19 protein-coding genes and 1 pseudogene are annotated in these 26,029 nt (G+C 52.4%); 12 read left to right on the forward strand and 8 right to left on the reverse strand.

The window, feature by feature from the left end; genetic code table 11:
• Nucleotides 1-1,267: pseudogene (locus CA13_RS10705) on the forward strand (hypothetical protein); the annotation flags it as partial.
• A 2-nt stretch (nucleotides 1,268-1,269) separates the two neighbouring features.
• Here CA13_RS10705 and CA13_RS10710 read toward each other — a convergent pair.
• The 5 genes from CA13_RS10710 to CA13_RS10730 all read right to left on the reverse strand — a co-directional run bounded on the left by CA13_RS10710 (nucleotide 1,270) and on the right by CA13_RS10730 (nucleotide 6,434).
• Complete coding sequence (locus CA13_RS10710; RefSeq protein WP_146396226.1) at nucleotides 1,270-3,213, reverse strand: PleD family two-component system response regulator; 1,944 nt, start codon at nucleotides 3,211-3,213, stop codon at nucleotides 1,270-1,272.
• Nucleotides 3,214-3,333: 120 nt separating this feature from the next.
• The gene (locus tag CA13_RS10715) at nucleotides 3,334-3,825 is read right to left on the reverse strand and encodes a hypothetical protein (RefSeq protein WP_146396227.1); all 492 of its coding nucleotides are present in this window, start codon (nucleotides 3,823-3,825) and stop codon (nucleotides 3,334-3,336) included.
• A 174-nt stretch (nucleotides 3,826-3,999) separates the two neighbouring features.
• Nucleotides 4,000-5,376, reverse strand: a complete 1,377-nt coding sequence (locus tag CA13_RS10720) for a vWA domain-containing protein (protein ID WP_419194177.1) — start codon at nucleotides 5,374-5,376, stop codon at nucleotides 4,000-4,002.
• A gap of 87 nt (nucleotides 5,377-5,463) precedes the next feature.
• Entirely contained in the window at nucleotides 5,464-5,919 is a 456-nt protein-coding gene (locus CA13_RS10725; protein ID WP_419194178.1) for a TadE/TadG family type IV pilus assembly protein, read from the reverse strand.
• Between the two features lie 65 nt (nucleotides 5,920-5,984).
• Complete coding sequence (locus CA13_RS10730; protein WP_146396230.1) at nucleotides 5,985-6,434, reverse strand: TadE family protein; 450 nt, start codon at nucleotides 6,432-6,434, stop codon at nucleotides 5,985-5,987.
• Nucleotides 6,435-6,700: 266 nt separating this feature from the next.
• On the opposite strand from CA13_RS10730, the gene CA13_RS10735 reads away from it, so the two are divergent.
• A complete protein-coding gene (locus tag CA13_RS10735) occupies nucleotides 6,701-8,296 on the forward strand; it encodes an SHD1 domain-containing protein (protein WP_419194179.1) in 1,596 nt (531 codons plus the stop codon).
• Between the two features lie 38 nt (nucleotides 8,297-8,334).
• Here CA13_RS10735 and typA read toward each other — a convergent pair whose 3' ends face one another.
• Nucleotides 8,335-10,188, reverse strand: a complete 1,854-nt coding sequence (gene typA / locus CA13_RS10740; protein WP_146396236.1) for a translational GTPase TypA — start codon at nucleotides 10,186-10,188, stop codon at nucleotides 8,335-8,337.
• A gap of 595 nt (nucleotides 10,189-10,783) precedes the next feature.
• Here typA and CA13_RS10745 point away from each other — a divergent pair.
• From CA13_RS10745 to ppnP, 8 genes are all read left to right on the forward strand, one after another.
• On the forward strand, nucleotides 10,784-12,130 hold the full coding sequence (locus tag CA13_RS10745) for a Na(+)-translocating NADH-quinone reductase subunit A (protein WP_146396239.1): 1,347 nt from the start codon (nucleotides 10,784-10,786) through the stop codon (nucleotides 12,128-12,130).
• 39 nt (nucleotides 12,131-12,169) lie between these two features.
• A complete protein-coding gene (locus CA13_RS10750) occupies nucleotides 12,170-13,447 on the forward strand; it encodes an NADH:ubiquinone reductase (Na(+)-transporting) subunit B (protein ID WP_146396242.1) in 1,278 nt (425 codons plus the stop codon).
• Entirely contained in the window at nucleotides 13,434-14,303 is an 870-nt protein-coding gene (locus tag CA13_RS10755) for a Na(+)-translocating NADH-quinone reductase subunit C (protein ID WP_146396244.1), read from the forward strand. The genes CA13_RS10750 and CA13_RS10755 overlap by 14 nt, the downstream gene beginning before the upstream one ends.
• A 2-nt stretch (nucleotides 14,304-14,305) precedes the next feature.
• Nucleotides 14,306-14,932 (forward strand): NADH:ubiquinone reductase (Na(+)-transporting) subunit D, encoded by a 627-nt coding sequence (locus CA13_RS10760; RefSeq protein ID WP_146396247.1) that lies wholly within the window; start codon nucleotides 14,306-14,308, stop codon nucleotides 14,930-14,932.
• Nucleotides 14,933-14,936: 4 nt separating this feature from the next.
• Nucleotides 14,937-15,575, forward strand: a complete 639-nt coding sequence (nqrE, locus tag CA13_RS10765) for an NADH:ubiquinone reductase (Na(+)-transporting) subunit E (RefSeq protein ID WP_146396250.1) — start codon at nucleotides 14,937-14,939, stop codon at nucleotides 15,573-15,575.
• 94 nt (nucleotides 15,576-15,669) lie between these two features.
• Entirely contained in the window at nucleotides 15,670-16,893 is a 1,224-nt protein-coding gene (gene nqrF / locus CA13_RS10770) for an NADH:ubiquinone reductase (Na(+)-transporting) subunit F (protein WP_146396253.1), read from the forward strand.
• A 166-nt stretch (nucleotides 16,894-17,059) separates the two neighbouring features.
• On the forward strand, nucleotides 17,060-18,409 hold the full coding sequence (locus tag CA13_RS10775; RefSeq protein ID WP_419194180.1) for an FAD:protein FMN transferase: 1,350 nt from the start codon (nucleotides 17,060-17,062) through the stop codon (nucleotides 18,407-18,409).
• Nucleotides 18,406-18,690, forward strand: coding sequence for a pyrimidine/purine nucleoside phosphorylase (gene ppnP, locus CA13_RS10780; protein ID WP_473087455.1), 285 nt, complete (start codon nucleotides 18,406-18,408; stop codon nucleotides 18,688-18,690). Before CA13_RS10775 ends, ppnP begins: the two co-directional genes overlap by 4 nt.
• Nucleotides 18,691-18,770: 80 nt before the next feature.
• Here ppnP and CA13_RS10785 read toward each other — a convergent pair whose 3' ends face one another.
• Nucleotides 18,771-21,236, reverse strand: a complete 2,466-nt coding sequence (locus CA13_RS10785; protein WP_146396255.1) for a PSD1 and planctomycete cytochrome C domain-containing protein — start codon at nucleotides 21,234-21,236, stop codon at nucleotides 18,771-18,773.
• Nucleotides 21,233-22,681: a DUF1501 domain-containing protein gene (locus tag CA13_RS10790; RefSeq protein ID WP_146396258.1), complete on the reverse strand. Its 1,449-nt coding sequence runs from the start codon at nucleotides 22,679-22,681 to the stop codon at nucleotides 21,233-21,235. Before CA13_RS10790 ends, CA13_RS10785 begins: the two co-directional genes overlap by 4 nt.
• 185 nt (nucleotides 22,682-22,866) lie before the next feature.
• Between CA13_RS10790 and CA13_RS10795 the strand changes: the two genes are divergently transcribed.
• Both CA13_RS10795 and CA13_RS10800 read left to right on the forward strand, forming a co-directional pair.
• Nucleotides 22,867-24,945 carry a M28 family peptidase gene (locus CA13_RS10795; RefSeq protein WP_146396260.1) on the forward strand — a complete coding sequence of 693 codons (2,079 nt, stop codon included), beginning with the start codon at nucleotides 22,867-22,869 and terminating at the stop codon, nucleotides 24,943-24,945.
• A 324-nt stretch (nucleotides 24,946-25,269) separates the two neighbouring features.
• Nucleotides 25,270-25,893: an OmpH family outer membrane protein gene (locus CA13_RS10800; protein ID WP_146396262.1), complete on the forward strand. Its 624-nt coding sequence runs from the start codon at nucleotides 25,270-25,272 to the stop codon at nucleotides 25,891-25,893.
• Nucleotides 25,894-26,029: the final 136 nt, after the last annotated feature.

Raw genomic sequence — 26,029 nt, forward strand, 5'->3', positions numbered from 1 at the left:
GGAATCCACGAACGGTGTTCGCTTTGTTGCAATGCAGGAAACAGCCGAAGAAGAAATGATTGAAGAGCCTGCAACCGAAGAAGCTAAACCGGAAGAGCCTGCGACCGAGGAAGCGAAACCGGAAGAACCTGCGACCGAGGAAGCGAAACCGGAAGAGCCTGCGACCGAAGAAGCGAAACCGGAAGAGCCTGCGACCGACCAGGTGATGGACGAACAAGCTTCCACCGATTCCGAGACAGCAACCTCGGACCAGACCGAAGAAGCCGAACCTGAAGCCGAATCGAAGGTCGAATCATTCGAAGACGTCCGCGAACAAATCGCCAATTCGCTTGCTCAACCGATCGCGATGGAGCGGATGAATTCGGCGGTAATCGAATTGGATTCGAAGATGCGTCGTTATTTCAACATGAAGGCCATTTACGAAAGTAACAAATCGATTGGCCAAGATGTTCAACCACCGGAAGCACTCGATCTTAAAGCCCTTGGCGAATCACTCGGATTCCGCTACGAAAAGATGGGCCCGCATACCGAAGTGACAATCGAAGCGGAACCGATCGCCAATTCACTAGAAGTGGGATCGCTACAAATGCGTCGTGGCCCGGCGTTCGTGACGATGATGTACGGCGGTGCGTCTCAACAAGGACAAGCCGTTCCGCGTCAAGAACTGTACTCGCCACTGCGAACCGCTGATGATCGTGCAGGCCGAATCTACGTTTCATGGAAGACCTCCGAATCCGAAGCCTACACTCCCAAGCTTGAAGAAGTTCGCGAAGAAGTGATCGCGGAAATCCGGATGCAAGAAGCACGCAAATTGGCGGTCGCAGCGGCGGAGAAAATTGCTGCTGCAGCGAATGAAGGTGAAGGCAAAGATCTAGCCGACGCCGTCCCCGCAGACAAAAAGGACCAAGTGCAGACCGGACTAGGACCATTCAGTTGGCTCGATTCGTTCGGCTTCCAAGGAGCGTCAATTGGCAATGTTCCTGAACTTGACTCCGTCGGCGAAGCCTTCATGAAGACGGTCTTTACCACGGACGTCGGCAAATCCGGCGTAGCGTTAAACCAACCCGAACGAGTCGTCTATGTGGTTAAACCCACAGGTTTCCAACCTGACACGGATATGCTGAAGAGCCGTTTCAAGGAACCACGCGATCGGATGATGGCGCTTCTTGCTGGCGGTGGCTCAGCAAACGATGTGTTGACAGGATTCTACAAATCGGTCGATGAGCGAACCGGCTTCAGCTTCCTCCGGGATGACGAAGACCAGTAAGACTATTGAATCGCTTTTGTCCCGATTTGACGATACAACTCACGGTCGAGCTGTGTCATTTCGGGTAAGCGACTCCGACGTTCCATGTCGTGAAGCAGTTCGAAATGCGCTGCGGGTGAACCCGGCGCATGGTCCATGAAAAGCACGGGTGCATCCCACCGAGGTGTGTCCAAATGCTCGGGAACGGTGCCATAAAAGACAATCGGCAACTGTTCCCCTCGCGAAAGACGACGAATACGGTCGACCAATTCGACAGCGGTTGTATCGGCTAGCTGCACCTTTGAAATTAGCATTCTTAGGTCTCCACCAAGGTTAACGGCGCGTTCCGCATCGGCCGTGTTTGATGCCACACGAATGGCGTATCCGTGGTCATGGAGGATTTTCTCCTGGATCAGCAGCACGTCCGCCCGTGTTTCCACCAAGACCGCAGTAGGCAAATCGCTAAGCGAAGCCATTTCGGAAAGCGTTTGTTGAACCAAACTGCTGCCGGGATAGTCCATCGAAAATTCAAATCCGCTAATAGCTGTGGCCGCTTCATAGCGAACCCGAGGCGACGCGGAAATTGCTGCCATCACTAAAGGCGATGGGTCGGGGGACGCCGATGTGAGCAATCGTGAATGCAGCAGTGGATCATCCGTCGCTCCGATGAGCCGTAGTAAGCCTATCGCTGCTGGCTCAGCATCCAACTCCATCGCATGCGATACCGCATCAATCAAACTCGTTTGAGCCAAAGCAGAAGCCAGCGCACCGCGAATCGCTTTGAGCTGTCCTTCGTCACCCCAATCGGGATCAAGTATCACGCGGTACCCCATCTCAGCCACGATGACTTCGTTCGCAATTCCCGGTGGCAAACCATCGATACGCCTCAACCGGGAAGCAGCATCCGAAGTGTCTCGATAAGCAGCCATCATCGAACTGGATGACTGAAACTCGATACCGTCGCGATTCTTATTGATATACCAAAGAGCGATTGTCGCTTGATCGTTATCAACGAGCTTGGCATCAGAAAGCTTGCCTTGAAGTCGTTCTCCAAGGTACGCGATACTGTTGGATCGGTTCGGAGCCCCCGAAGGTACTTGGGCCAAAACCGATGACGCAAACGCGAGCTCGTCATCGGTCGAGTCGCTAGCGTTGACAGCCGTGACCAATTCGTCGACAGCCTCGTTTTTGTCAATTCTCACAAGTGATTTCAGTGCACCGAGACGAACCGATGGTTCGCCATAGAGCGCCAATTGGCGAAGTGCTTTTGTACCACCGTCGCCGAGCCGGAGCAACGTTCGCAAAATATCGTCGCGAGGTGCTGGTGGTTCGGTTTTAACCGCTGCATTGACGAGGTTTTTTATTGCAACGTTCCCGCCACTTAGTAAAGCGCGGATCGCCCCGATACGTTCGTCTACCGAAGTTGCACCCAAGTTTGCTACGGCATTCTCGAGCCGCTGTTCCGAATGTGCAAAGTCGGCTTCTGCTTTTCGAAGCTTGTTAAGTGCCTCGCGTGCCGTGTCATCGATCTCAGGTCTACGGTCGATTCGGAGTTTCAATGCCGGTTCGATCTTCTGCGACATTGCGGCAAGAAGGTCCGCATCGGCATCTTCGCTGTTGACCTGGGAAAGCACACGGTTCACATCGGACCATCGACCGATTCTCGCGAGTGACGAGATCGCTTCGGCTCGTTTGATACCACCATAGCGAGCCTTGACCCGCAGCTGCTCAGTCAATGGATCCGGTTCTTGTTCCGCATCTTCATCCGTGTTTCCGACAATGGCACCCGCAGTTTCCTCTTGCCCGTCGATAGGAGCGTCAAAGATTCCTCCCGACAGTGGCGGACCGAACAAATCGTCCTGTGCAAACGAAATCGCTGGGGAACTCGCAGCCACTAGCAGCAGTCCACATGTCAACCGAGCACCCAGTACAGGACGCGAAACAGAACGCCAAATAAAAAGCAACATGGACAATATTGGGTCAGAAAGTGAGTAAAGCTAATGGGGGATCCGACAAACGCAATCCCCATGATAGTCAAGGAACCGGCGCATGTCGCTTTTCAAATCCCCTTGTCGGAAAAGCCACTTTCAGTCGGCATTTTTCCGCTCGATGTATAGATTTTGAAGGCGTTCCCACTCGGGTGTGTCTTCAATGGCGCCCTCTAATTCCTCAATTTTTTGTTGAAGCACCAAAAGACGTTCCACGCGTTCTTGAGCACGTTTTTCGGTTCTGCGATTGATATCGGGCAACGATTCCCGCTTCCAGGCATCTTTTCGTTGTTGCCTCGATATCAACTCACGATCCATCGACAATGCTTGTTCACGATATTGCTCCGCACGCAATCTTCGATGCTGTGACTCCACCAACCTGGATTGCGACGAGCTAACAGGCGTGGCAACCGACTGGTTTGGCATCGCACCATGCCGCATCGGCATCGTGAATGCCCAAATGAGCACACCGCTCGATACAATAATCGACAATAACATGCCGAATTGTGAACCACGCTTGGCGGGGCGAATCGGTGAATCCGGTAATGGTTTCGAGTCGTTACCGGTGGATGGGGCGTTTGAATTTTTCATGTCGTTTTTTTTAGGTTATGCACGAATCAAGTGAATCAACCCGAGGCGTTTTGCGAGCTCGGCATCGATGCTCGTAAACGCTTCGGGTGACAAAAATGCGTGTTAGATTCACATGCTCCCACTCGACAGCAATGAATGGATTCAATGCGTTAGGTGGAAGACTACTTTCTCAATTTACTGCGTTATGATCGAAGGCAAATTGTTAGCGATTTCTTGAAAAGTCGAAATTAATTCCGCGCCGGTATCAGCGTGATAGTGCTTACCACCCCCCGCTAGCGCGACAGCTCTCATCGCATCTTTATCCGCTCCGCTTCCGAACGTAACGGTGTGGATGGTTAGTGGACATTGAGCGACGAGTTGTTGAACACTCGGCAAAGCGTACATGCTACCGCTGTTTTCGTTGCCATCGGTCATCACAACCATCGTCTTGGCAGCGTAGGGGCGTGCTGCGGCGCTCGTTAGTGCCGGCATACCGGTTCGCATCCCCAGTCCAATCGCCGTACCGCCGCTAGGGGCGATTTCATAGATCCCACTACGGACGCTACTAAAATCCTTCGTTAGGCCAATATCGAGACTGGCATTACTTGAGTATGAAGCAAACGAAACCTGTTCTTCTTGAACGGTTGCATCGAGCACGCTTAAGAAAGCGTCGACGGCAAGCACCAAATCTTGCCAAGGTTGAGTTGGGCAATTCTGCTCGCCCCACAACCATTGTTCAAACCGCAAACGTGATACTCCAGAAGCACGTTGATAGACCGTGTTACCGGTTGGCTGCCTCTCCCATCTCCCTGACACTCGAACCCATCTCATTTCTGGTTCGGCGGTCATAATGTCCGCAGCAACGGCTGCTTCCTGTTCAGCAGCTGTCATATAGTTTGGCCCTTTGTGGTAGGGCCAATGGTATCTTGGATCAGGAAACATCGAACCGCTGCGGTCCAAAACCAAAGTGATGTCACGGTCAACTTGCATTGCCACCGATTGTTGATGGGAGGCAAAATCGTGCGAATCTAAAATGCCTGGAATGATGAACGGAACACGACCGGAAACGGAGGTATTATCGCGATTTCCATTGACGCGGATCGCGCTAGCGATCATCTCGCCACTTTCGACCAACGCCATCGGCATCTTGTTGAACTCGTATCGACCAGTCAATCCAGAAGGCTGTGTGGTGATACCGAACTCAATCTCAGCCGCTGACTCACCCGCTCGAATCTGCAGCGGCTCACCATTAACATCATTGAGCGCCGCCGTTGCGATCGCTGCGACCGTAGCGGCCTCAATGGTTTGTTGCTCGCTAAAGGCTCGCCCACCTGCGCGTGCTGCAGCATCGGTTGCGACCATCAATTCCGTTTGCGTCAATTGCATCTGAGCCGCATTGATACAAAACGCGGCAAGCAGAGCCAGAACGGGAAGCAGGAACGCCATCAAGGCCATCACCGTCCCGTTTCGACGGGACGCCGGTCGAGGCGATTCAATAAGTTGACGACAAGTATCCATACTTCCGACAAATTCGGCACACATTGGGTGTAATCGGTTTTGATGCTTGGTCATGATCGGAGATCGCAAAAGGGAAAGGGGAAAAGCGTTGGCTATCAAGTTGTTAATCAAATTTTCCAAAGTCGTATCGGCGAGCCAAACTCACTGCTGCTCGTAAAAACCTTCGTAGCGTTCGGTTCGCATCACGGCGGTCGATCGCAGGATTGAGTCTGGTAAGAACATGGGTGTAAACAGGGCAATCTTCTTTAGGTCAACATCAACGGAAACAATGACCTCTTCGGCTTCGAAATCAACATCGCTCACTTCAACACTAAAGCCATCTTCGTTGAACATCGATCCCATGATCCGATTGACTTCGCTAGTGGCATCTTCAGAAGTTGCACCTGGCACCATCGCGATGCGAGCCGCATAGTAGGCAGCATCCTGCGCCAAGTTACGCGCCATATTCATTCGGGCGAATTCAATACAGGTAAAAACCACCATGAAGAACAGGTTCGCCACTATCGCAAATTCAACCATCGTCGCACCGGCACGGTGCCCGTGGCGACAAACGCGAAAACGCTTCCGAGCTCGGTTTCGGGTTCGTAGGTATTTCATGGAAGGGCTGCCGTTTGGGCGATTAAAAAGGGTTCTTTACCTGAATCAACAAGCACGGGCAAGGATTAGTTACTGAGGTTCGTATACTCTTTCCGCATGGTCACATCCGCAGACATCGTCATGTCACCAAACAGGTATGCGGGAATCAACAAGTTTTCTGTAACAGGAACGGTGACCGTCACTGTGACATTCTCCAAAGTCTCTGCGTCCGTAAAGCCCGGTGTCGATATCGTGACTAAATTCGATCCGTCATATTGAACATTGCGTTGGTCCAAGAACTCCATCACGCAATCGGTCGCATCCGCATCGGTGTGACCACGGCCAACTCCTTGACGAGCGCCTTCATACGCAGCAATCGTGATGGTTTCTCTCAAAAACAACATCGAGCAAACGTCGAGCGTGCCGAGTGTTAACAAAATTAACACGGGCAAACAAATCGCTAGCTCAACCGCAGCGACCGCATTGCGGATGCGACGCTTTGGCCTTCGTCGTTTTGGTTTAAGGAGAACGGTCATGGTTTAGGAGTTGTTTGAAAGAGTCTAATTTTTGGCTCTAGAACAAACCTAGGTCACGAATCCATTAGAGGACGAACTCTTTTTGAAAAACTTTCTAGCTACCGATTGAATTGTGTGCCTTGCGACAAAATAACACCGTTAGAATGGTCTCGTCCGCTACGAGCTGAAACTCGTTCCATTGGATTCCGAGCGCCCTGATCAATGTGATTCAATCAATGAAGATGTATTTCTCTGGTCGTACGATAGCCCGCTTGTTTGCATTCCTTATGGCAATTCACTCAATTGCCGAGGCCCAAACGCTTCGTTACACGCCGAATGTACCGTCGGAAGTGGAATACGAATTCGATATCAACCTCGACCTCGGCCCATCGCAAACCTCGCTCAAAGGAACCACGCGTTACAAAATTGAATCGCTTTCCGATGGCGAAGTCCGCATGACCTTCCAAGGTGGACTATCGGAATCAACAAAAAACAAGAGTTTGACCCGACGGCGAACATTTCCGCCTCGGCACTCGTTTTCTCATAGCTCCGGCTTTGGCCGCACCCCCACCTATCGCGGCTTATCGACAACCTCCAATACCGTCACGATTACCTCGCTCGGCGAATTGGTTGCCCTTCAAGGTGAATCGCAACTGCCTTACCTATTAGGCCATTTGTCGTTACTTCCCTTTGAACCGCTACCACCCTCCGACCAAACTACTTGGAAACGGGAAGGAACGGTCGGCGTTGCCGCAACAGAATCACAGGACCGATTTGGCTTCCCTCCGTTTTCCGACCGCAATGATCGTGACCTTCGGACGGCATCGACGCAGATGACTTACGAGCTCCTCAACCAAAACGCCGATCAAGCTTCGATTAAAAAAACCTACAAGCTGATCATGCCCCTCAAAGACACAGACTCGGTGATTGAGCTCGATGGCTCAGGAACATGGGTCTTCGACAAAAAACGAAACCTCCCGGGTTCGATGGATTTCACGTACCAGTTGAAAGTGGAACTCGGTGGTGCGATGGTGACCGCCCCCCTTCGGCTTCGCTATCACTTGCTAACCGAAGCAGAAGTAGCCAAGCGAAAAGCAGCAGCAGATGAACGTAAAGCGAAAGCAGAACGCGAGGCCGCCGAGCGTGCTGAAATAGCCGCTCGCCCAGTGACGGCAATTGAAAAAACAGCATGGCTCAAGGCGATGCGAACCGGAAATGTATCAGAACGCATCGACGCTTTGAGAAAACTGACCGCCAAAACACCAGCTGACCCTGATCGCGAAATCGTCGCCACGATTCGCAAACTCACTCAAAGCGACAGCGGCGTCGTTGTCACCTTCGCCAAAAAGGCACTCGAAAAATGGGACCGCGAGTTTGCCAGCACCAACAAGCTTGTGAAGTCTTACGACAGCCACATGCATGTCGAATCCACAGGCCGCACCGTGACCGGGGCAACCCCGCTTTATTCCGGACAAATCGTGCAGGTCAACGAGAGATCGAATTGGTGGAAGGCCGCGACGGTGAAAGAGGTTTTGCCGAGTGGCCGAGTCGAAATCGAATTCCGAGGCCCATTCCCGAAACGCGCAATCGTGGAACGCGAAAAGATTCAACTCGCACCAAAGGATCTTCCCCAGCCAGCCAGCCTAAAATCGGCCGTCGCGAGATCGGCCACACCAACGGATTCAGAAACAGGCAAAGCGTTGACACCGTTTCGAGTGTGGACCGACGCAACAAGCAAGTTCAAAGTCCGTGCCAAGCTACTGCTGATCGCCAACGATAGCTTGGTCCTCAGCCGTGAAGACGGGAACCTTGTCACCGTCCCCCTATCGAAGATGAGTGAAAAGGACCAAGCCTTTATCGAAGGAATGCAGAATAGCCGTTGATCTGGGCTGTGATGATCTGGGCTGTGATCAACGACGAACTATGCGTTGCGTCCTGCGCGGCGACGGGCGGATTCGCTTAGCAAAATCTTACGCATCCGGATGTTATCGGGCGTGACTTCGACCAACTCATCGTCTTCGATGTATTCAAGGGCTGCTTCGAGCGACAGGTCCCTTGCCGGTTTCAAAATCACATTTTCGTCGCTGCCGGCGGCTCGGACGTTGGTGAGTTTCTTTTCGCGGCATGGATTCACGATCATGTCGTTCTCGCGAGCGTTCTCGCCGACAATCATGCCTTCGTAGACTTCCGTTCCGGGTGGCACGAACATTTCACTGCGGTCCTGCAACAAGAACATCGCGTGAGGCATTGCTTTGCCCGACGTCATTGACACCAAAACACCATTGGCTCGTTTGGGCAAATCACCTTCAACCGGCCGATAGCTCTCGAACCGATGGTGAATGATCGCCGTTCCGCGAGTCGAATTGAGAAGCCGAGTTCGCAATCCAATTAGCCCTCGTGAAGGAATCAGAAATCGAATCAAACTGTATTCGCCACGCTGTGCAATCTCTTCGACTTGCCCACGACGATTACCAACCAATTCCATAACGGGCCCCATCGCTTCGGTGGGCACCTCGACTCGCAAAGTTTCGAACGGCTCGTGCTGCTTTCCGTCGATCTCTTTGAAAATCACTCGCGGCTTCCCGACACTCAGTTCGAATCCCTCACGGCGCATCGTTTCGATCAAGATCGCCAAGTGCAATACGCCTCGACCTTTTACGGCGTACGCTTCGCTGCCTGGGATCATCTCGACCCTCAGGGCGACGTTCCGCTCAAGTTCCTTTTCAAGTCGGGCTTTGAGTTGTCGCGTGGTGACATACTTTCCTTCACGACCGACCATCGGCGACGAATTGACGCTGAAAACCATTTCCAAGGTCGGCTCGTCCACTTTGAGTCGTGGCAATGCTTCGCCATTGTCAACCATTGTGATCGTATCACCGATTTCCACTTGGGCAATTCCTTCGATCGCGACAATATCGCCGGCCCGAGCCGTCTCGGTCGCAACGCGTCCGAGCTTGTCAAAGACATACAAACTCGCAACCTTGACTTTCTTGACGCCATCTTTTTGGTGCAAATCGACGGTTTGCCCGGCGTCGATTTTGCCAGCTGAAATACGGCCAATCGCGATTCGGCCAACATATTCGCTCCAATCGAGCGTCGTGACCATCATTTCCAGCGGTGCATCCGGGTTGACCTCGGGACCAGGCAACGAATCGACAAGCAAATCCAACAGCGGCTGCATATCGGCAGTCGGTTTGTCGGGATCAGCGGTCGCGTAGCCTTCTTTGGAACTTGCGTAGACAAACGCCGCTGCATCAAGTTGTTCTTCGCCACCGAGTTCCGCGAGAAGTTCGAGGGCCTCATCAAGGGCTTCATGCGGCCGTCCGTCGGGGCGGTCGACTTTGTTGACGACCACAATCGGGCGGCAACCGGCCTGCAACGCCTTCTCAAGCACAAAGCGGGTCTGCGGCATCGGGCCTTCGGCAGCGTCAACCAACACGAGCGCTCCATCGGCCATCTTTACCACGCGTTCCACTTCGCCACCAAAATCCGCGTGACCGGGGGTATCGATCAAGTTGATTTTGACGCCACGGTAAGGAATCGAGATATTCTTCGCCAAAATCGTGATTCCTCGTTCCCGCTCAAGATCGTTCGAATCAAGAATGCGTTCCCCCTTGAGCTCGGTATCACGAAATTGCCCGCTTTGGCGAAGCAAACAATCGACGAGTGTCGTTTTGCCGTGATCAACATGGGCAATGATAACGACGTTGCGGATATCGTCTCGGCGCACTTGGTTGGCCGCTGAGTCGAGAGCAGGAAGAAGCGATGACGACATTGAGAAGAACTTTGAGGAAAGCGTTGCGATGGATGTTCAAGCGGAAATCGCCTAGTCCACCCTATCAAACCCGCTTTTCTCTTTTTCGTCGAGCCGAAACTTTTGCCGATGCCCCCCGAGCCCCCTTGGAGTGACTTACGGGGGACCGAACCATCGTTACCGCGATTCCTAAATCGAATATTTCTAAGTAGAGCGGTATGCCGTTGCCAGCGGCGCTAGGCTATGCAATATTCACACCCGCGACACTTCGTCCACCTTGGGCACGATCGCCAGGTTCCATGGAAATCCAACGGAAAAGGAAATCCTACGGAAAAGGTTTCACAAAACCCCTGCTGGTACAGTGCCACTAACCTCGCTCGCACGGTTTTTCCTAACGCGAGCTTTGAAACCAGCCTACTTTGTGATTTTTTTCACAATCAACCTTGTCTGCTCCATTGTGAGCCTCAGGGGTTGCATGTGAGTTTTTTACGAAGTGACGGTTTTCCGGCAACGGGGGACTCTTCAAAAGGTTGGTAATTTGCGGGGTTCTGGTGAGTGCAAATTGTTGCGGCTATGCGGCTTATCACTTGCAAACAGTCTTTCGCACTTCAAAACCATGACAACGATCAAACAGGGTTTGGACCTGCCTATCGCGGGCGCACCGGAACAGCATGTCGAGGTTGCTAAACACATCAACCGTGTGGCAATCATTGGCGATGACTATGTCGGAATGAAGCCGACGATGCTGGTCGCCGAAGGTGACAATGTTCGCCAAGGGCAACCAGTCTTCGAAGACAAAAAAACACCGGGCGTCCTCTTCACCGCCCCTGCTTCGGGCAAGGTGGTGGAACTGAACCGCGGTGCAAAGCGGAAATTTGAATCACTCGTCATCGAAGTCGAAGGCGACGATCGGATCGAATTTGCCGACGCCAAAGGTGCCGACCCATCGGCCCTTGGGCGTGACGGGGTAGAGCAGCAATTGCTGGCCAGCGGACTTTGGCCATCACTTCGCACTCGCCCGTACGGCAAGGTTCCCGCACCTGGGACCAAACCGAGTTCGATCTTTGTCCAAGCAATCGACACCAGCCCCTTGGCGGCGGATCCTGCTGTCGCAATAGCAAGTCGCAAGGCCCAATTCAGTCTCGGTTTGGTCGTATTGACTCAGTTGACCGAAGGCAAGGTTTTTGTCTGCAATGGCGAAGGAGCCGAGATCCCCGGAGCGGGAATTGACGGTGTTCAAGTCGAAACGTTTTCTGGCCCTCACCCAGCAGGCTTGGTCGGAACCCACATTCATTTCCTCGATCCCGTCGGCCCCCACAAGACGGTTTGGTACATCAATTACCAAGACGTTTGTGCGATCGGTTCGCTCTTCCAAAATGGAACGCTTGATAACCGCCGCGTGATTTCGCTCGCAGGCCCGATTGTTGAACAACCGCGACTTCTTGAAACGCACCTTGGCGTTGATATCGCCCAATTGATCGAAGGCGAAGTGAAATCCGACGTCGACTTCCGCCCCATTTCCGGCTCGGTTTTGTGCGGACGCAAAGCAACCGGGCACCGTGGTTACTTAGGTCGTTATCACACCCAAGTTTCCGTAATCGCCGAAGGCACTGAACGAGAATTCCTTGGTTGGCAAATGCCAGGATTTGAAAAATTCTCGACCACGCGAGTCTACGCCTCGGCTGCAACGCCTCATAAGAAGTTCGCTTTCACGACGGCGACGCACGGCAGTGTTCGTGCAATGGTGCCACTGGGGACTTACGAAAAAGTCATGCCACTGGACATTCTAGCCACTCAACTACTCCGATCGCTGATTTATCGGGATACCGATGAAGCTCAGCAGCTGGGCGTTTTGGAGTTGGAGGAAGAGGACTTGTCGTTATGTACGTTCGTTTGTCCCGGAAAATATGAATTCGGTTCGTTGTTGCGAGAAAGTTTGGCAACGATCGAACGCGAAGGTTAATCAAAAATATTCATCACTCCCGATTTTGGGAAAATCAACATGAAAGCACTACGCGACGCTCTCGACAAAGTGCATCCTTTTTTCGAAAAGGGTGCCTTGCTTGAAAAAGCGTATCCCGTCTACGAAGCTCTTGACACGTTCTTGTATACCCCTGGCGAAGTCGCCACCGGTTCAACGCACGTGCGTGATGCAATCGACTTGAAACGCATGATGACCACAGTGGTGGTTGCTTTGATCCCCGTGACGCTCTTTGGAATGTGGAATATTGGCTACCAAGCTAACTATGCAATCCAAGAAATGGCTGCCGTGGGAATGGATTCGAGCGGTGATTGGCACCACTGGATCCACGAAGCGATCGGTTTCGGCCACAACCCCAGCAATTTCCTGGACAATTTTGTGCTCGGGGCGATTCACTTCCTACCGATATACATCGTCTGTATGTTTGTCGGTGGCCATATTGAGATGGTCTTTAGTGTGCTTCGTGGCCATGAAATTAACGAAGGCTTCTTGGTCACCGGATTGCTGTTTCCTTTAACGCTACCGCCAACGATCCCTCTATGGCAAGTCGCATTGGGGATCGCCTTTGGTGTCATTGTGGCAAAGGAGGTCTTCGGCGGTACCGGCCGAAACTTCCTGAATGTTGCATTAGCGTCACGAGCGTTCCTGTACTTTGCCTACTCGGGTGAAATCAGTGGCGACAAGGTATGGACCGCAGCCGATGGATTCAGCGGTGCGACGGCGCTCGGCCAAATGGCAAACGCCGCTCCGAGCGAAACCATCGCCAATCCAGCCATCGCCTCACTCGGTTCGGTCTCCTACGCATGGGGCGAAACCGGAGCGATCTCTTGGATGAGTGCCTTCCTTGGAACGATCCAAGGTTGTATTGGTGAAACAAGCACGCTGTTATGCTTCGTCGGTGCGGCGATTCTGATCGCCGCAGGCGTTGGTTCGTGGAAAGTGATGTCCGGCGTTGTCGGAGGTGCCTTGGTGACGTCGCTACTACTGAACGGTTTCAATCAGGGTACCAACCCGATGATGGGCGTTCCTTTTTATTGGCATATGGTCATCGGTGGTTTGGCGTTCGGTTTGGTCTTCATGGCAACCGATCCTGTCAGTGCTGCGATGACCGAGAAAGGTAAATGGATCTACGGCGGGCTGATCGGTTTCATGACGATCTTGATCCGAGCGGTCAATCCCGCGTTCCCCGAAGGAATCATGTTGGCAATTTTGTTTGGCAACGTGTTTGCTCCGTTGATCGATTACTTTGTGGTTTACTTTAACGTCCGACGGAGGCTCGCACGCTATGCAACAACGTGATTCAGTTTTCTATACGATTGCCGTGGCAACGGTTTTGTGCGTGGTTTGCTCGCTAGCGGTCAGCTCCGCTGCGGTTGCGCTGCGTCCACGACAAGAAGAGAACAAGCGACTTGACCGCCAACGCAACATCCTCGATGCATCGGGGTTGGCGATGGGCGAATTCGGAATTTCCGCTGGCAAGTTGACCCGCAAACAAATTGACGAGCTTTACTCGCGAGTGAGCGAAGAGTTGGTCGACTTGGAAACCGGCCAATACAATACCGATCTGGACAAAAAGGAATACGATCCTCGCGAGGCGGTCGACAAGCTCGACATGAGTATCGCGATCGAAAACCCTGAATTTGACTTGGGCGAACAACGACGCGAAAAAGTCGCTCGAGTTTTCTTTGTCAAAAAACCTGGGGACGACCGCATTCAACAAGTGGTCTTGCCGATTTATGGCAAAGGCCTGTGGTCGACGCTTTATGGATACCTCGCTTTGAAGAGCGATTTGGAAACGATCGAAGGCTTGACCTTTTACGAGCATGGCGAAACGCCTGGGCTTGGTGGTGAAGTCGATAATCCATCCTGGAAAGCCCAATGGGTAGGCCAAAAACTTTTCAACGAACAAGGCGAACCGGCAGCGATGGTTTTTAAAGGCCCTGCTCCTCCCGGCGACCCTTACGCGGTTGATGGACTCTCGGGGGCAACGATCACTTGCCGCGGAGTGACAAACTTGATTCGGTACTGGGCTAGTGATGACGGGTACGGTTCTTTCCTTGACAAGCTCAAAGACCAAATCGCGGCGGCAGCGCCCGATAACGATTCTCCGAATAATGATTCCACGAATAACGACTCCAACGAAGAGGACAAATAGCGATGGCATCTTCCAAAGTGAAAGACGTCCTATTCGGACCGGTTGTCGATAACAATCCGATTGCCCTTCAAATCCTTGGGATTTGCAGTGCTCTTGCGGTCACGACCAAAATGGAAACGTCGGTCGTGATGGCTGTCGCGGTTGTGTTTGTTACTGCGTTCAGTAATCTGGCAGTCAGCGCGATTCGGCATTACATCCCAAGCAGCATTCGAATCATTGTTCAAATGGTCGTGATCGCTTCGCTGGTAATTGTGGTCGACCAACTGCTCAAAGCCTACTTTTTCGATATCAGCAAGCAACTATCGGTCTTCGTCGGTTTGATCATTACGAACTGCATCGTGATGGGACGCGCCGAAGGATTCGCGATGAAGAACACGCCTGGCATTAGCTTTATTGACGGAATCGGCAATGGACTCGGCTACGGCTTTGTCCTGTTAACAGTCGCATTCTTTCGCGAGTTATTTGGCAGCGGATCGTTGTTCGGAATTGAGCTTCTGCCGCTGACGCGAAACGGTGGTTGGTACAACCCAAACAACCTGATGTTACTTCCCCCAAGTGCGTTCTTCCTGATTGGTTTCATGATCTGGGCGATTCGCGCGTTCAAGCCTGAACAAATCGAAGAGGCTTAATCCAATGTTAGAACATTACCTCAGCATTCTGATCAAATCGATCTTCATCGAGAACCTCGCGCTGTCGTTCTTTCTCGGTATGTGTACGTTCTTGGCGATTAGCAAGAATGTCAAAACCGCGTTGGGCCTCGGTGTCGCTGTGATTGTGATTCAATCGATTACCGTCCCTGCCAACCAATTGATCTATTCGTTGTTATTGAAGAAGGGAGCCCTGGTTTGGGCCAACGGCTTCATCGACCCATCAACGATTGATTTCTCCTCGTTGGATCTAACCTTCCTTAGCTTCATAAGCTACATCGGCGTGATCGCGGCGATGGTCCAGATTCTCGAAATGACGCTCGATAAGTTCTTCCCTCCGCTCTACAACGCGTTAGGGATTTTCTTGCCATTGATCACCGTGAACTGTGCCATTCTTGGTGGTTCGCTGTTCATGGAACAACGCAAATACGACTTTGTAGAAGCCTGTTTCTACGGACTCGGCAGCGGAATCGGATGGGCGTTTGCAATTGCTGCACTGGCCGGGATTCGTGAAAAATTGAAGTACAGCGATGTCCCTCCTCCGCTCCGTGGGCTCGGCATTACCTTTATCACCGTTGGCTTGATGGCGTTAGCCTTCATGTCGTTTAGCGGTATCCAATTATAGAACTTCGTTAGTTCCGGCGGCAAAGCACTACTGAGTTGCCGGGACTCAAACGTGGAAAATACAACCCTTTGAATTTTTTGACGAGTTTACACTGATGAACACCGTCTTACTTGGCGTCGCAATGTTCACGATTGTCGTGATCGCATTGGTTTTGATCATCCTATTAGCGAAAAGCTGGCTAGTCGCGTCGGGGCCGGTCAAGATCATGATCAACCATCAAAAAGAAGTCGAAGTTCCCGCCGGCGGGAAACTGCTTGGCGCCCTCGCCGAGGCCGGCGTCTTCGTTTCGAGTGCCTGCGGTGGCGGCGGTACGTGTGCCCAGTGCAAGGTAAAAGTCGAATCGGGTGGCGGTGAGATTCTGGCTACCGAAAAAGGCCACATCAGCAAAAAAGAGGCAGCCGAAGGAGAACGACTCAGTTGCCAAGTGGCAGTCAAACAAGACATGGTGGTCGATGTACCACCGGAAGCGTTCGACACCCAGAAATGGGAATGCACCGTTCGTAGCAACAACAACGTCGCGACCTTCATCAAAGAGTTCGTTCTCGAATTACCCGAAGGAGCCGAAGTCGATTTCCGTGCTGGTGGATACATCCAAATTGAATGCCCACCGCACACCGTCCACTACAAAGACTTCGTTATCGAAGACCGGTTCCGCGAAGATTGGGACAAGTTCGACGTTTGGCGTTACGTGTCGAAAGTCGACGAGCCCGTAGTCCGAGCTTACTCGATGGCTAACTATCCGGGTGAAAAGGGCATTATCATGCTCAACATCCGCGTCGCATCCCCACCGCCCCGTGCTCCCGAAGGAACCCCACCTGGCAAAATGAGTAGCTGGATCTTCAGCCTCAAACCAGGCGACAAGGCAACCATCAGCGGTCCGTACGGTGAATTCTTTATCAAAGACACCGAGGCCGAAATGGTCTACATCGGTGGTGGTGCAGGGATGGCTCCGCTGCGAAGTCACATCTTTGAACTGTTCAAACGCCAAAAAACCAATCGCAAAGTTTCCTACTGGTACGGCGGTCGATCGTCTCGCGAATTGTTCTACGTGGACCACTTCCGAAAAATCGAAGAAGAGTTCCCAAATTTTAAGTTCAACATCGCATTGTCCGAGCCATTGCCCGAAGACAACTGGACTGGCTACCAAGGCTTTATCCACCAAGTGCTTCTGGAAAACTACCTCAGCACTCACCCGGCGCCTGAGGATATCGAATACTACATTTGTGGCCCGCCCATGATGAACCAAGCCGTCTTCAAGATGCTCGACGACCTTGGTGTCGAACCGGAAAACATTGCCTACGACGACTTCGGCGGTTAAGCATCGTCGATCCGTTGCGTCCACGATCATCGGGAATATTGGCAAAAACCGTTCCAGCATACATCCCTGCCGCAGGTTCAACTGCAGCCTGATGTTTAGCGGCAAGATGCCAATTTGCGACTACATCAGCAGCTTCGGTTGGCCCGACCGGCCTACTGTAAATCACATGTCCCTTCGAATGACGCCCTTCCGTTTCTGTTTCGCTTGGCTGTGCCTAGTCGCCACGTTGTCCCATGCGGACGCGCCGACTGACAAAGGAACCATCCAAGAGCTTCGCGGTCAGACGATGGGGACGACCTACATGGTCAAAGTCTTCGATCCCCCGTCGTTCGATGTCGACGTTGCAACCGCAATCGATGCGGAATTGCGATCCGTCAACGACCAAATGTCGACTTACTTAAAGTCGTCCGAATTAAGCCTGTTCAATGCCTCTGGTTCAACGGACTGGTTTCCCGTCAGCCCCGAAACCGCCCAAGTCGTCTTGGCTGCGATCAAAGTCTCCAAAGCGACCGACGGGGCATTCGATGTAACAGTCGGCCCGCTAGTCAACGCTTGGAGTTTCGGCCCCGATCCAAAGACCAACGTAGTTCCAAGTGACGAAGCGATTGCCACTTTGCGTGAGTCGGTCGGTTACGAAAATTTGTCGGCCCGTGTAGATCCGCCCGCGCTTAAGAAAAGCACCCCGACATTGAAAGTCGATTTGTCGTCGATCGCCAAAGGCCACGGCGTTGACCGGGTCGTCAAGCGACTTACCGAACTCGGGGCGAAGAATGTCTTTGTCGAAATCGGCGGCGAAGTTCGCACGACCGGAAGCAAAGCCGGCAAACCGTGGAAGGTAGGAATCGAGAATCCCGTTGCCGCGGAAGACGCGACAAACCAATCCCCTGTTGCCGTGGCACATCCGCTTGTCGATTCCGCAATGGCGACATCGGGGGATTATCGGATTTTCTTTGAAGTCGACGGCAAACGCTACTCCCATACGATCGACCCGCGTACCGGACGCCCGATCGAGCACGATTTGGCGTCGGTGTCCGTGGTGGCCGACACTTGCATGATGGCCGATGCGTGGGCGACCGCGATCAACGTCCTGGGCAGCGAAGCGGGACTCAAAGCAGCAAATAAACAGAACCTTCACGTCTTCATCATCCGCCGCACGCCCGAGGGTATCAAACGAGAGGGGACGGGAGCGTTTGCGAGCTACGCAACGGATAACGAGATCATCAACAGCAATCCTCGATACCAGGAAACGGCCGAAGTTCAATCTTGGCTTCAGCGATTGTTACCCACGTTGATCGTCACCGTGGTTGGCTTTGGCGTCATTTTGGTGGCCATGGCAATCGGAGTCATGTTGGGGGGCCGGTCGATCAGCGGATCCTGTGGCGGGATCGGTGGCAAACAAAACCCGGATGGAACCACGAGTTGCTCGCTCTGTGGAACGCCGTCCGAAGCGTGCAAAGAGTTGCGAGCAAAAATGGAACAAGAAGAATCCACCCATAACAGCGAGAATCAACCATGACCATGAAAGTAAACGAATACTTCGACGGTAACGTCAAATCGATTGGCTTCGAAAACAGCGAAGGCCGTGTGACATCGGGAGTGATGGCCGTTGGTGAATACGAATTTGGGACAAGTGAAAACGAGCTAGTGAAAGTCGTTTCAGGTGAATTGATCGTCAAACTGCCCGGCGAACCAGACTTCCAATCATTCAAAACCGGGAGCGAATTCCGTGTTGCGGCAAACCAAAAATTTCAATTGAAGGTTAAGCAAGCAACTGCGTACCTGTGCTTTTACAGTTGATCGTACCATTGCCGCCGTTGGGTTCGCCAAAGCATCGTGCGCGGCGAATTCTTTGCAGTGCAGATGGAAACAGCCCCAAGTTAATCTACAAACATCGCCTCGTTGGTAAGCATCAGCGTTTGAGCATACAGTGATTTCCCTTCGGGATGATCGCCTAGCAAGAACGTGACTCCCATTTGTTTCTCACTTTCGCTAGGCAATCGCTGAAAAATGGTTTTATACATTTCCACGACCGTTTCTTCGGGTGACGATTCAATGCATCGAACGGCAATCTGATCGGCCTGTTCGATCACAAACGGGCTATTCATCATGAACAACGCCTGCTGGGGGACGGTCGTTTGAAATCGCTTTGGGCTGGTCGCATCGGGATTGGGGAAATCAAAGGTACGGAACATCCCGGGCAAATTACTGCGATCAATGTAACCGTATACCGTTCGGCGATTTGACGATGGTGACGTTGTCAATTCCACCGGCAATCCACCAAGGCTTGTGTCAAGCACTCCGGCAAAAAACAACATTGAATCTCGCATCGCTTCAAACCCTAAACGCTGGCGATTGAAGTGGCCATACGTGGTGTTCTCGGGATCGACCATAGTCGCCTCATCTGAAACGTCGCTAGTTTGGCGATAGGTCGCTGACAGAACAATCTCGCGATGCAAATGCTTGACCGACCCTCCACTACGAACAAATGAACCGGCTAGATAGTTCAGCGCATCAACGAGCCGTGGCGACTCGGTCCGCACTCCAAAATCGCTTGGCGTATCGACCATGGGTGAACCAAAGTGCCAACCCCAAACGCGATTGACTAACACTCGTGCTGCCAACGGCTGATCGGCGATCGCGTGAGCGAGTTCCAATCGACCACTTCCGTTCGTAAACGGTGTGCGTGGCGTGGACACAGGCGATAAAGCAGCAAGAAATCGTCGCGGTACGACATCCCCTTCGTTGCCACGCTTTCCGCGGCGCAGAATTCGCGAATCACGAGGATGATCGATATCGACCAATGCCATCGCACGGCGAGGCGCCCCGGGGTGTGTCCAGTGAAGCGATTCCGCCTCTCGCTTCAGACCAGCACTTTTTTCGTTAATGTCGCGGCGAATCCAATTTGCGACTTCCTCGTCCGACGGATCGTCGGGAATCGAACTGTCACCCGATTGGACTTGGTCTGTGGCGAGCCAAGCAATCCAACGGGTTAGCCACTGAGGATTTAGTTTCCGCTCACCAGCAAACGGATCGAGCTTGGGGGAGGGATCAAGTGCCACGTAGTCCACCGCCGCTTGGCGATATTCCTGATGTCGGTCTCGCTCAGTTTTGATAAATTCTCGCACCAGCGATTGCTGTTTCGAAGCGATTTTTTCTGCAACTTTTTTCTGTGCCTCAAGGAACTCGCGATACGAAGGCGTAGCCGGTGTTGCACCAAGCAGCGGCGATTCGTCCGGTTCACGCGAAGAGGCAAAAATGCCATGTAGCGAATAGTAGTCGGCGGTGGGTATTGGATCGAATTTATGGTCGTGACAGCGAGCACACGCGACGGTCAACCCAAGCATGCCACGCGTCACGACATCAATACGATCATCAATAATATGGTCTTGGTTGTTTAAGAACCGGCGACCGAGCGTCAAGTACCCGAGTGCGGCGAGACGTGCATCATCACCCGGTCCAAGTTTATCAGCAGCGATTTGTTCGATCAGAAATTCGCGATAGGGTTTATCGTTGTTGAAAGCATCGATCACATAGTCACGGTAGGTGTACGAAAACGGGAACCGCAAATTGGCGCCACCCGGCAAGTAGCCTTTTGTATCCGCATAGCGAGCCACATCGAGCCACAATCGGCCCCAGCGTTGGCCGTAGGCTGTCGAAGCCAACAATCGTTCGACAATTTTTTCATATGCATCGGGCGATTCATCGTTTTCAAAATCAACCATCTCTTGGTAAGTCGGCGGCAACCCGATTAAGTCATAGGAAACACGACGAAGCAACGTCCGACGGTCAGCAAATGGATTGGGTGTTACGCCGAGCGACTTTTGTGCGACGGCAACGAAATGGTCAATCGGTTTGATCGCGATCGCGGAATCCGAATAGGGAATCAATGGTGCAGGGTCGAGTGGTTGAAAAGCCCAATGGTTTGCGGCCGCTTGCATGTCTTTCGCAGGCGGCAACTTCGCATCGTTTCGTGGGTCGGCGGCACCTCGGCGAATCCATTCCCTGAACTGCTCGATCGTCGATGCGTCCAAGCGGTCGCCATCCGGCGGCATTTGTAGCGTTCCGTCGACCGAAGCGATTGCGCGGATTAACAGGCTCGAGTCGGGATTGCCCGGTACAATCGCAGGTCCGCTATCACCACCGACCAACAATCCATTTGCCGAATCGAGTCGGAGCCCCCCTTCGCTAGTATCGTGCTCGGCACTGTGACATTGGTAACACGCGTCGACCAACACCGGCCGAATCGAGTTTTCAAAAAAATCGATATCGGTGACGGACGGTTCTGCGACGGCGACGGCGGACGAAAGGGCAAACAGTACGACCAAAGTAAGAATCGTTTTCATGCGATCAACTCCTTAATCACTTTGCCATGAACATCCGTCAAACGAAAATCACGACCGGCATAGCGAAATGTCAATCGTTCGTGGTCGAAGCCCAATAAACGCAAAATTGTCGCGTGCAAATCGTGGACATGAACCGGGTTTTCGGCGGCTTGGAATCCGAATTCATCGGTGGCCCCGTAGGCTTGGCCTCCTTTGACACCGCCCCCCGCCATCCACATACTGAATCCATAGTGGTTGTGATCACGCCCGTTGATTTTCCCTTGATTGGCTCCAGGCGTTGGCAGTTCAACCACCGGCGTTCGTCCAAATTCGCCTCCCCAAATAACGAGCGTCTTTTCAAGGAGTCCGCGCTGTTTCAAATCTTTTAGCAATGCACCGATCGGCTGATCACATTCGCGTGCCAACCGCCGATGCCCCGCTTCGAGGTCGTCATGTTGGTCCCACGGTTGTCCGGCCCCGTGCCACAGTTGAACAAAGCGAACACCCCGCTCGACCAATCGACGAGCAATCAACATTTGCCGAGCTTGGACGCCTTCACCGTACATCGTCCGAATGTGCTGAGGTTCTTTTTCGATATCGAACGCATCAGATGCATCCATTTGCATTCGATAGGCCAATTCAAACGATTCGATTCGTGCTTCGAGATCACCATCGCAACGGCGATCGTCGGCATGTGCGCGATTGAGTTTCTGCATGAGATCAAGTTGTTCGCGTTGCTGATCGGTTGTTGTCCGTTGGTTGCGAATGTGTTCAATCAATTTCTCGATCGAAGTGTGCTGAGAATCGATATAGGTTCCTTGGTAAATGCCGGGCAAGAACGCACTTTGCCAATTCTGTGATTCTTGGATCGGATAACCGCCGGGGCACATCGCAACGAAACCGGGTAGGTTTTGGTTTTCAGTACCAAGCCCGTATGTCGTCCACGAACCGAGACAAGGACGAGGCAACCGTGCATCGCCGCAGTTCATTAGCATCAACGACGGTTCGTGGTTAGGAACGTCGGCATGCATTGAACGGATCACAGCGATATCGTCGATACTTTCGGCAACATGCGAAAACAACTCGCTCACTTCGATCCCACTTTCGCCATATTTTTTGAACTGGAATGGGGACCCAAAAGCGGCGCCCGTTTTTCGCTCCGTGCGAAGTTCAAGCGGCAAAGTTTTGCCATGCATTTTGTTGAGGATCGGCTTCGGATCGAATGTGTCGACTTGCGAAGGCCCACCGTTTGCAAAGATGTGTATGACGTGCTCCGCTTTGCCCGCAAAAGGTGCCATTTTGGGAGCAAGTGTCGATCGTGCCGAAACAACGGAAGCGCCCGATGCGAATCCATCGGAAGCGAGAAGTGATGACAATCCAAGGCTACCAAGTCCCAAACCACAACGGGTCAAGTAATCTCGGCGACTAAGCAAACTGTCATAAAGTCGGTGAGGATGCGGCATCATCAAAGAGGATAGAAGGGAGGAGGCGAATCGATTGGGGAACGCCCCACAATCGTTCGCCAAGATGTAATGGAGCGTGGGATTTCACTTCCTCGCTTTACAAGCGATTTGGTGATATTATCTGCCGAGTACTCTGTTGGATTGTACACGGTGGAAAATGGGACTTGTAACGTCGAAGGAGTGAAGCAATGCGAATTGGCATGACGCTATTGATCGTTCTTATAGGGGGAATTGGCTGTTTTTCGGTTATTCAAGCCGAACGACCGCTAACCATTCCCCCAAGAATCCAGTGGCAGATCCAACAACGGGCTGACCTTGAGTATTTAGCGTGCGAGGAGCTTCGGGGCCGTGGTGTCGAGGACGACACGATCCATATGGCGGCGGACTACATCGCCGAGCGTTTTCGCGATGCGGGTTTACGGACCGAGTTGTTTGCTGGCAAACCGTTTCAAGAACTCGAAATCCCCGTCGGCGCCCGTGCGGGAAAACAGGTGAACAATTACGTACGTTTGCGTTTGGCCTCTTTTTCCGCCCCATCTAAAAACACACCAACATTTGATGTCACCGAGAATTTGTCGGCCGGGATGAACCCGTTGGCGATTGGGTCGCTGACAGGGAAAGTGGATGGAGAAATCGTCTTTGCCGGCTACGGTATCACGGCCCCGAAATTTGGATACGACGATTACGCTCACATCGATGCGGCCGGAAAGGCAGTCATCGTACTGCGGAAAGAACCGGGGATAAACGATCCCGATAGTCCCTTTGATGGAAGAGACACGACTCAGCACGCTTTCTTTCAATCGAAAGTGGAAAATGCAATTCGGCACGGCGCTGCGGCGGTGTTGATGGTGAACGATCCGACGAGCATCGCTGCGAGTTTGACGATGGCCGAAGATCAATTACAACGAGAGCGTGTTCGACGCGAAGCGATGCTCAAACAACTCGCTTCGTTGCCCGCCGAGGCGATCAACATTCGTGCACAACTTCGAAAACGCATTGAAGAAACGGCGTCCATTCGCGAGGGACTACAAAAAGAATGGGAACAGAGCAAACGGGGCGTTTTGGCTGTCACAGAAGCAGGTGGCAGTCGCTTTACCGTGAAAACAGGCATGGAAGCACAGGAAACATCGATTCCCGTAGTATCGATTGCTCGCGATACAATCGATTTGCTGCTAACTCGTTCGATCCGTCGCTCTCTTGTCGAAATTGAAAACAGCATCGATGAAACCCATCGGCCTCAAAGCGTGGCACTTGAAAATGTCTCGCTCGATTTGAGCGTGGCGATTGAACCAGCGAATGCGAAAACGGCAAACGTCATCGGTGAATTGCCTGGCCGCGGACCACTGGCCGAACAAACCGTGGTAATCGGAGCCCACTATGACCACGTTGGCATGGGTGGCTATGGGTCATTGGCACCAGGAACCGTAGCGATTCACAATGGAGCAGACGACAACGCCAGCGGTACCGTGACGATGATGGCGATGGCTGAATTGCTTTCACGCCGGATGGAAAAGATGGCGTCACATCGCCGCGTTGTTTTGATTGCATTTACGGGAGAAGAGCGAGGGCTGTTTGGAAGCAAGTACTACGTTCGCCATCCTCGATTCCCGCTCGCTTCGACTGTCACGATGATCAATTTGGACATGGTCGGACGGTTGCGAGACAACGAATTGACAATTTATGGAACGGGCAGCGGAAAGGGGCTCAGCGACATCGTCGACACACTCAACACTCGCTATCGATTTGATCTGAACAAAGTCGACACGGGGTATGGGCCGAGCGATCATCAATCGTTTTATGAAGCAGGAATCCCGGTTTTGTTCTTTTTTACGGGGCTTCATAACGACTACCACCGGCCAAGTGATGATTTTAACAAAATCGATTACGGCGGCTTAACCCGGATAACCGATATGGTTTGTGATGTCGCCTTTCAAGTGGCCACCAATCCGCAGCGACCGATTTACACCGAAACAGAGAACAACGTCCCCATTCGCCGCCAACTGACGGCATTTTTGGGAGTGAAGCTCAATGATCTAAGCGATCAAATGGTGCTTTCGGGTGTCACCGCTGGAGGGCCAGCTGAAAAGGCAGGGTTAAAAGCGGGTGACCGTTTGGAACAATTCGGCGAACAACCGGTTCGAACCAAAACGGAAGTGATCGATTTCCTGCGTCGCCAATCACCGGGCGATTCTTTGACAATCCAAATCACTCGCGAAAACCAATCCTTGCACATCACGGTACGGTTAGAAGCTCGTCCGGACGGTTAACCATTTTTTGATGGCTTTCACTCCAACAATGACCAGCCGAATCCGTCGCGAGACAACTTAATAAGAACTTCCCAAAAAAATGTGTGCTGTGTTCAAGAATTGGCAAATTAGTCTTTACGCCCGAAGGAAGTGGTGACACAATCCGAGGCGATTCAGTTCCTCAAAGGATTTTTGGGGAAAATCGACGTGAGTGTCTCGATGGTGGCGATGGAAGCCTCATAAAACGAGCAATTTGCACGAGCGTCGAGAGAACAACAGCGCACCCACAACGCAAGGAGAGCGGACGTGCGATTTATCTGCAAAACGGCTACGTTAGTTGCCATCATGAGCATGACAACCGTAGGTTCCAATTTCGGGATCTTCGGACTCGGAATGACAGAGGCTTCGGCTCAGGAAGCTGCGTCCTCGGCGGGACATCGCGTCGCAGTCGTGGATGTTGCCTACATCTTCAAGAACCATGCCGGGATCAAATCCCAAGTGGCCTCTGTCGAAAGCGATCTAAAGAGCTTCGACGCACAAATTCAAGTCAAGCGAGAAGAGCTAAAGCAAGCCGCTGAGAAGCTCAAAGCCTTCAAGGTTGGTTCGCCTGAATACACTGCACAAGAAGAGCAAGTCGCTGCGATGGAATCGCGGTTACGTCTCGAAATTGCTCGCAAACGAAAAGAACTTGCCGACGCCGAAGCACGGATTTACTTCGACAACTACCAACGCATCGCGTCCGGAGTCAAATTTTTGGCCCAACACTACAAGATCAACATGGTCCTTCGTTACAACAGCGAAAACATGGATCTTGAAAAGGGCGAATCGGTCATCCGGGGCGTCATGAAGAACATCGTCTACCATGACGAAGCACTCGACATGACCAAAGGTGTGATGCAGTACCTCGATCAATCGATGGGCAAGGACAACATTGCAACTGGCAATGGCTCGCCAGCTCTAAATCGATAATTCGCGTCTCGCGAGATTGAATAACAGGTCAGCCGTGATCGGCTGACCGATAAGATCAAATGACATGTCGGGCTCCGATGGCCTGACGTTTTTAAAACAACTGGGCTGTTACAAGGATGTAACGGTTTTATTCGGA

The sequence above is a fragment of the Novipirellula herctigrandis genome (assembly GCA_007859835.1).
Taxonomy (GTDB): domain Bacteria; phylum Planctomycetota; class Planctomycetia; order Pirellulales; family Pirellulaceae; genus Novipirellula_A; species Novipirellula_A herctigrandis.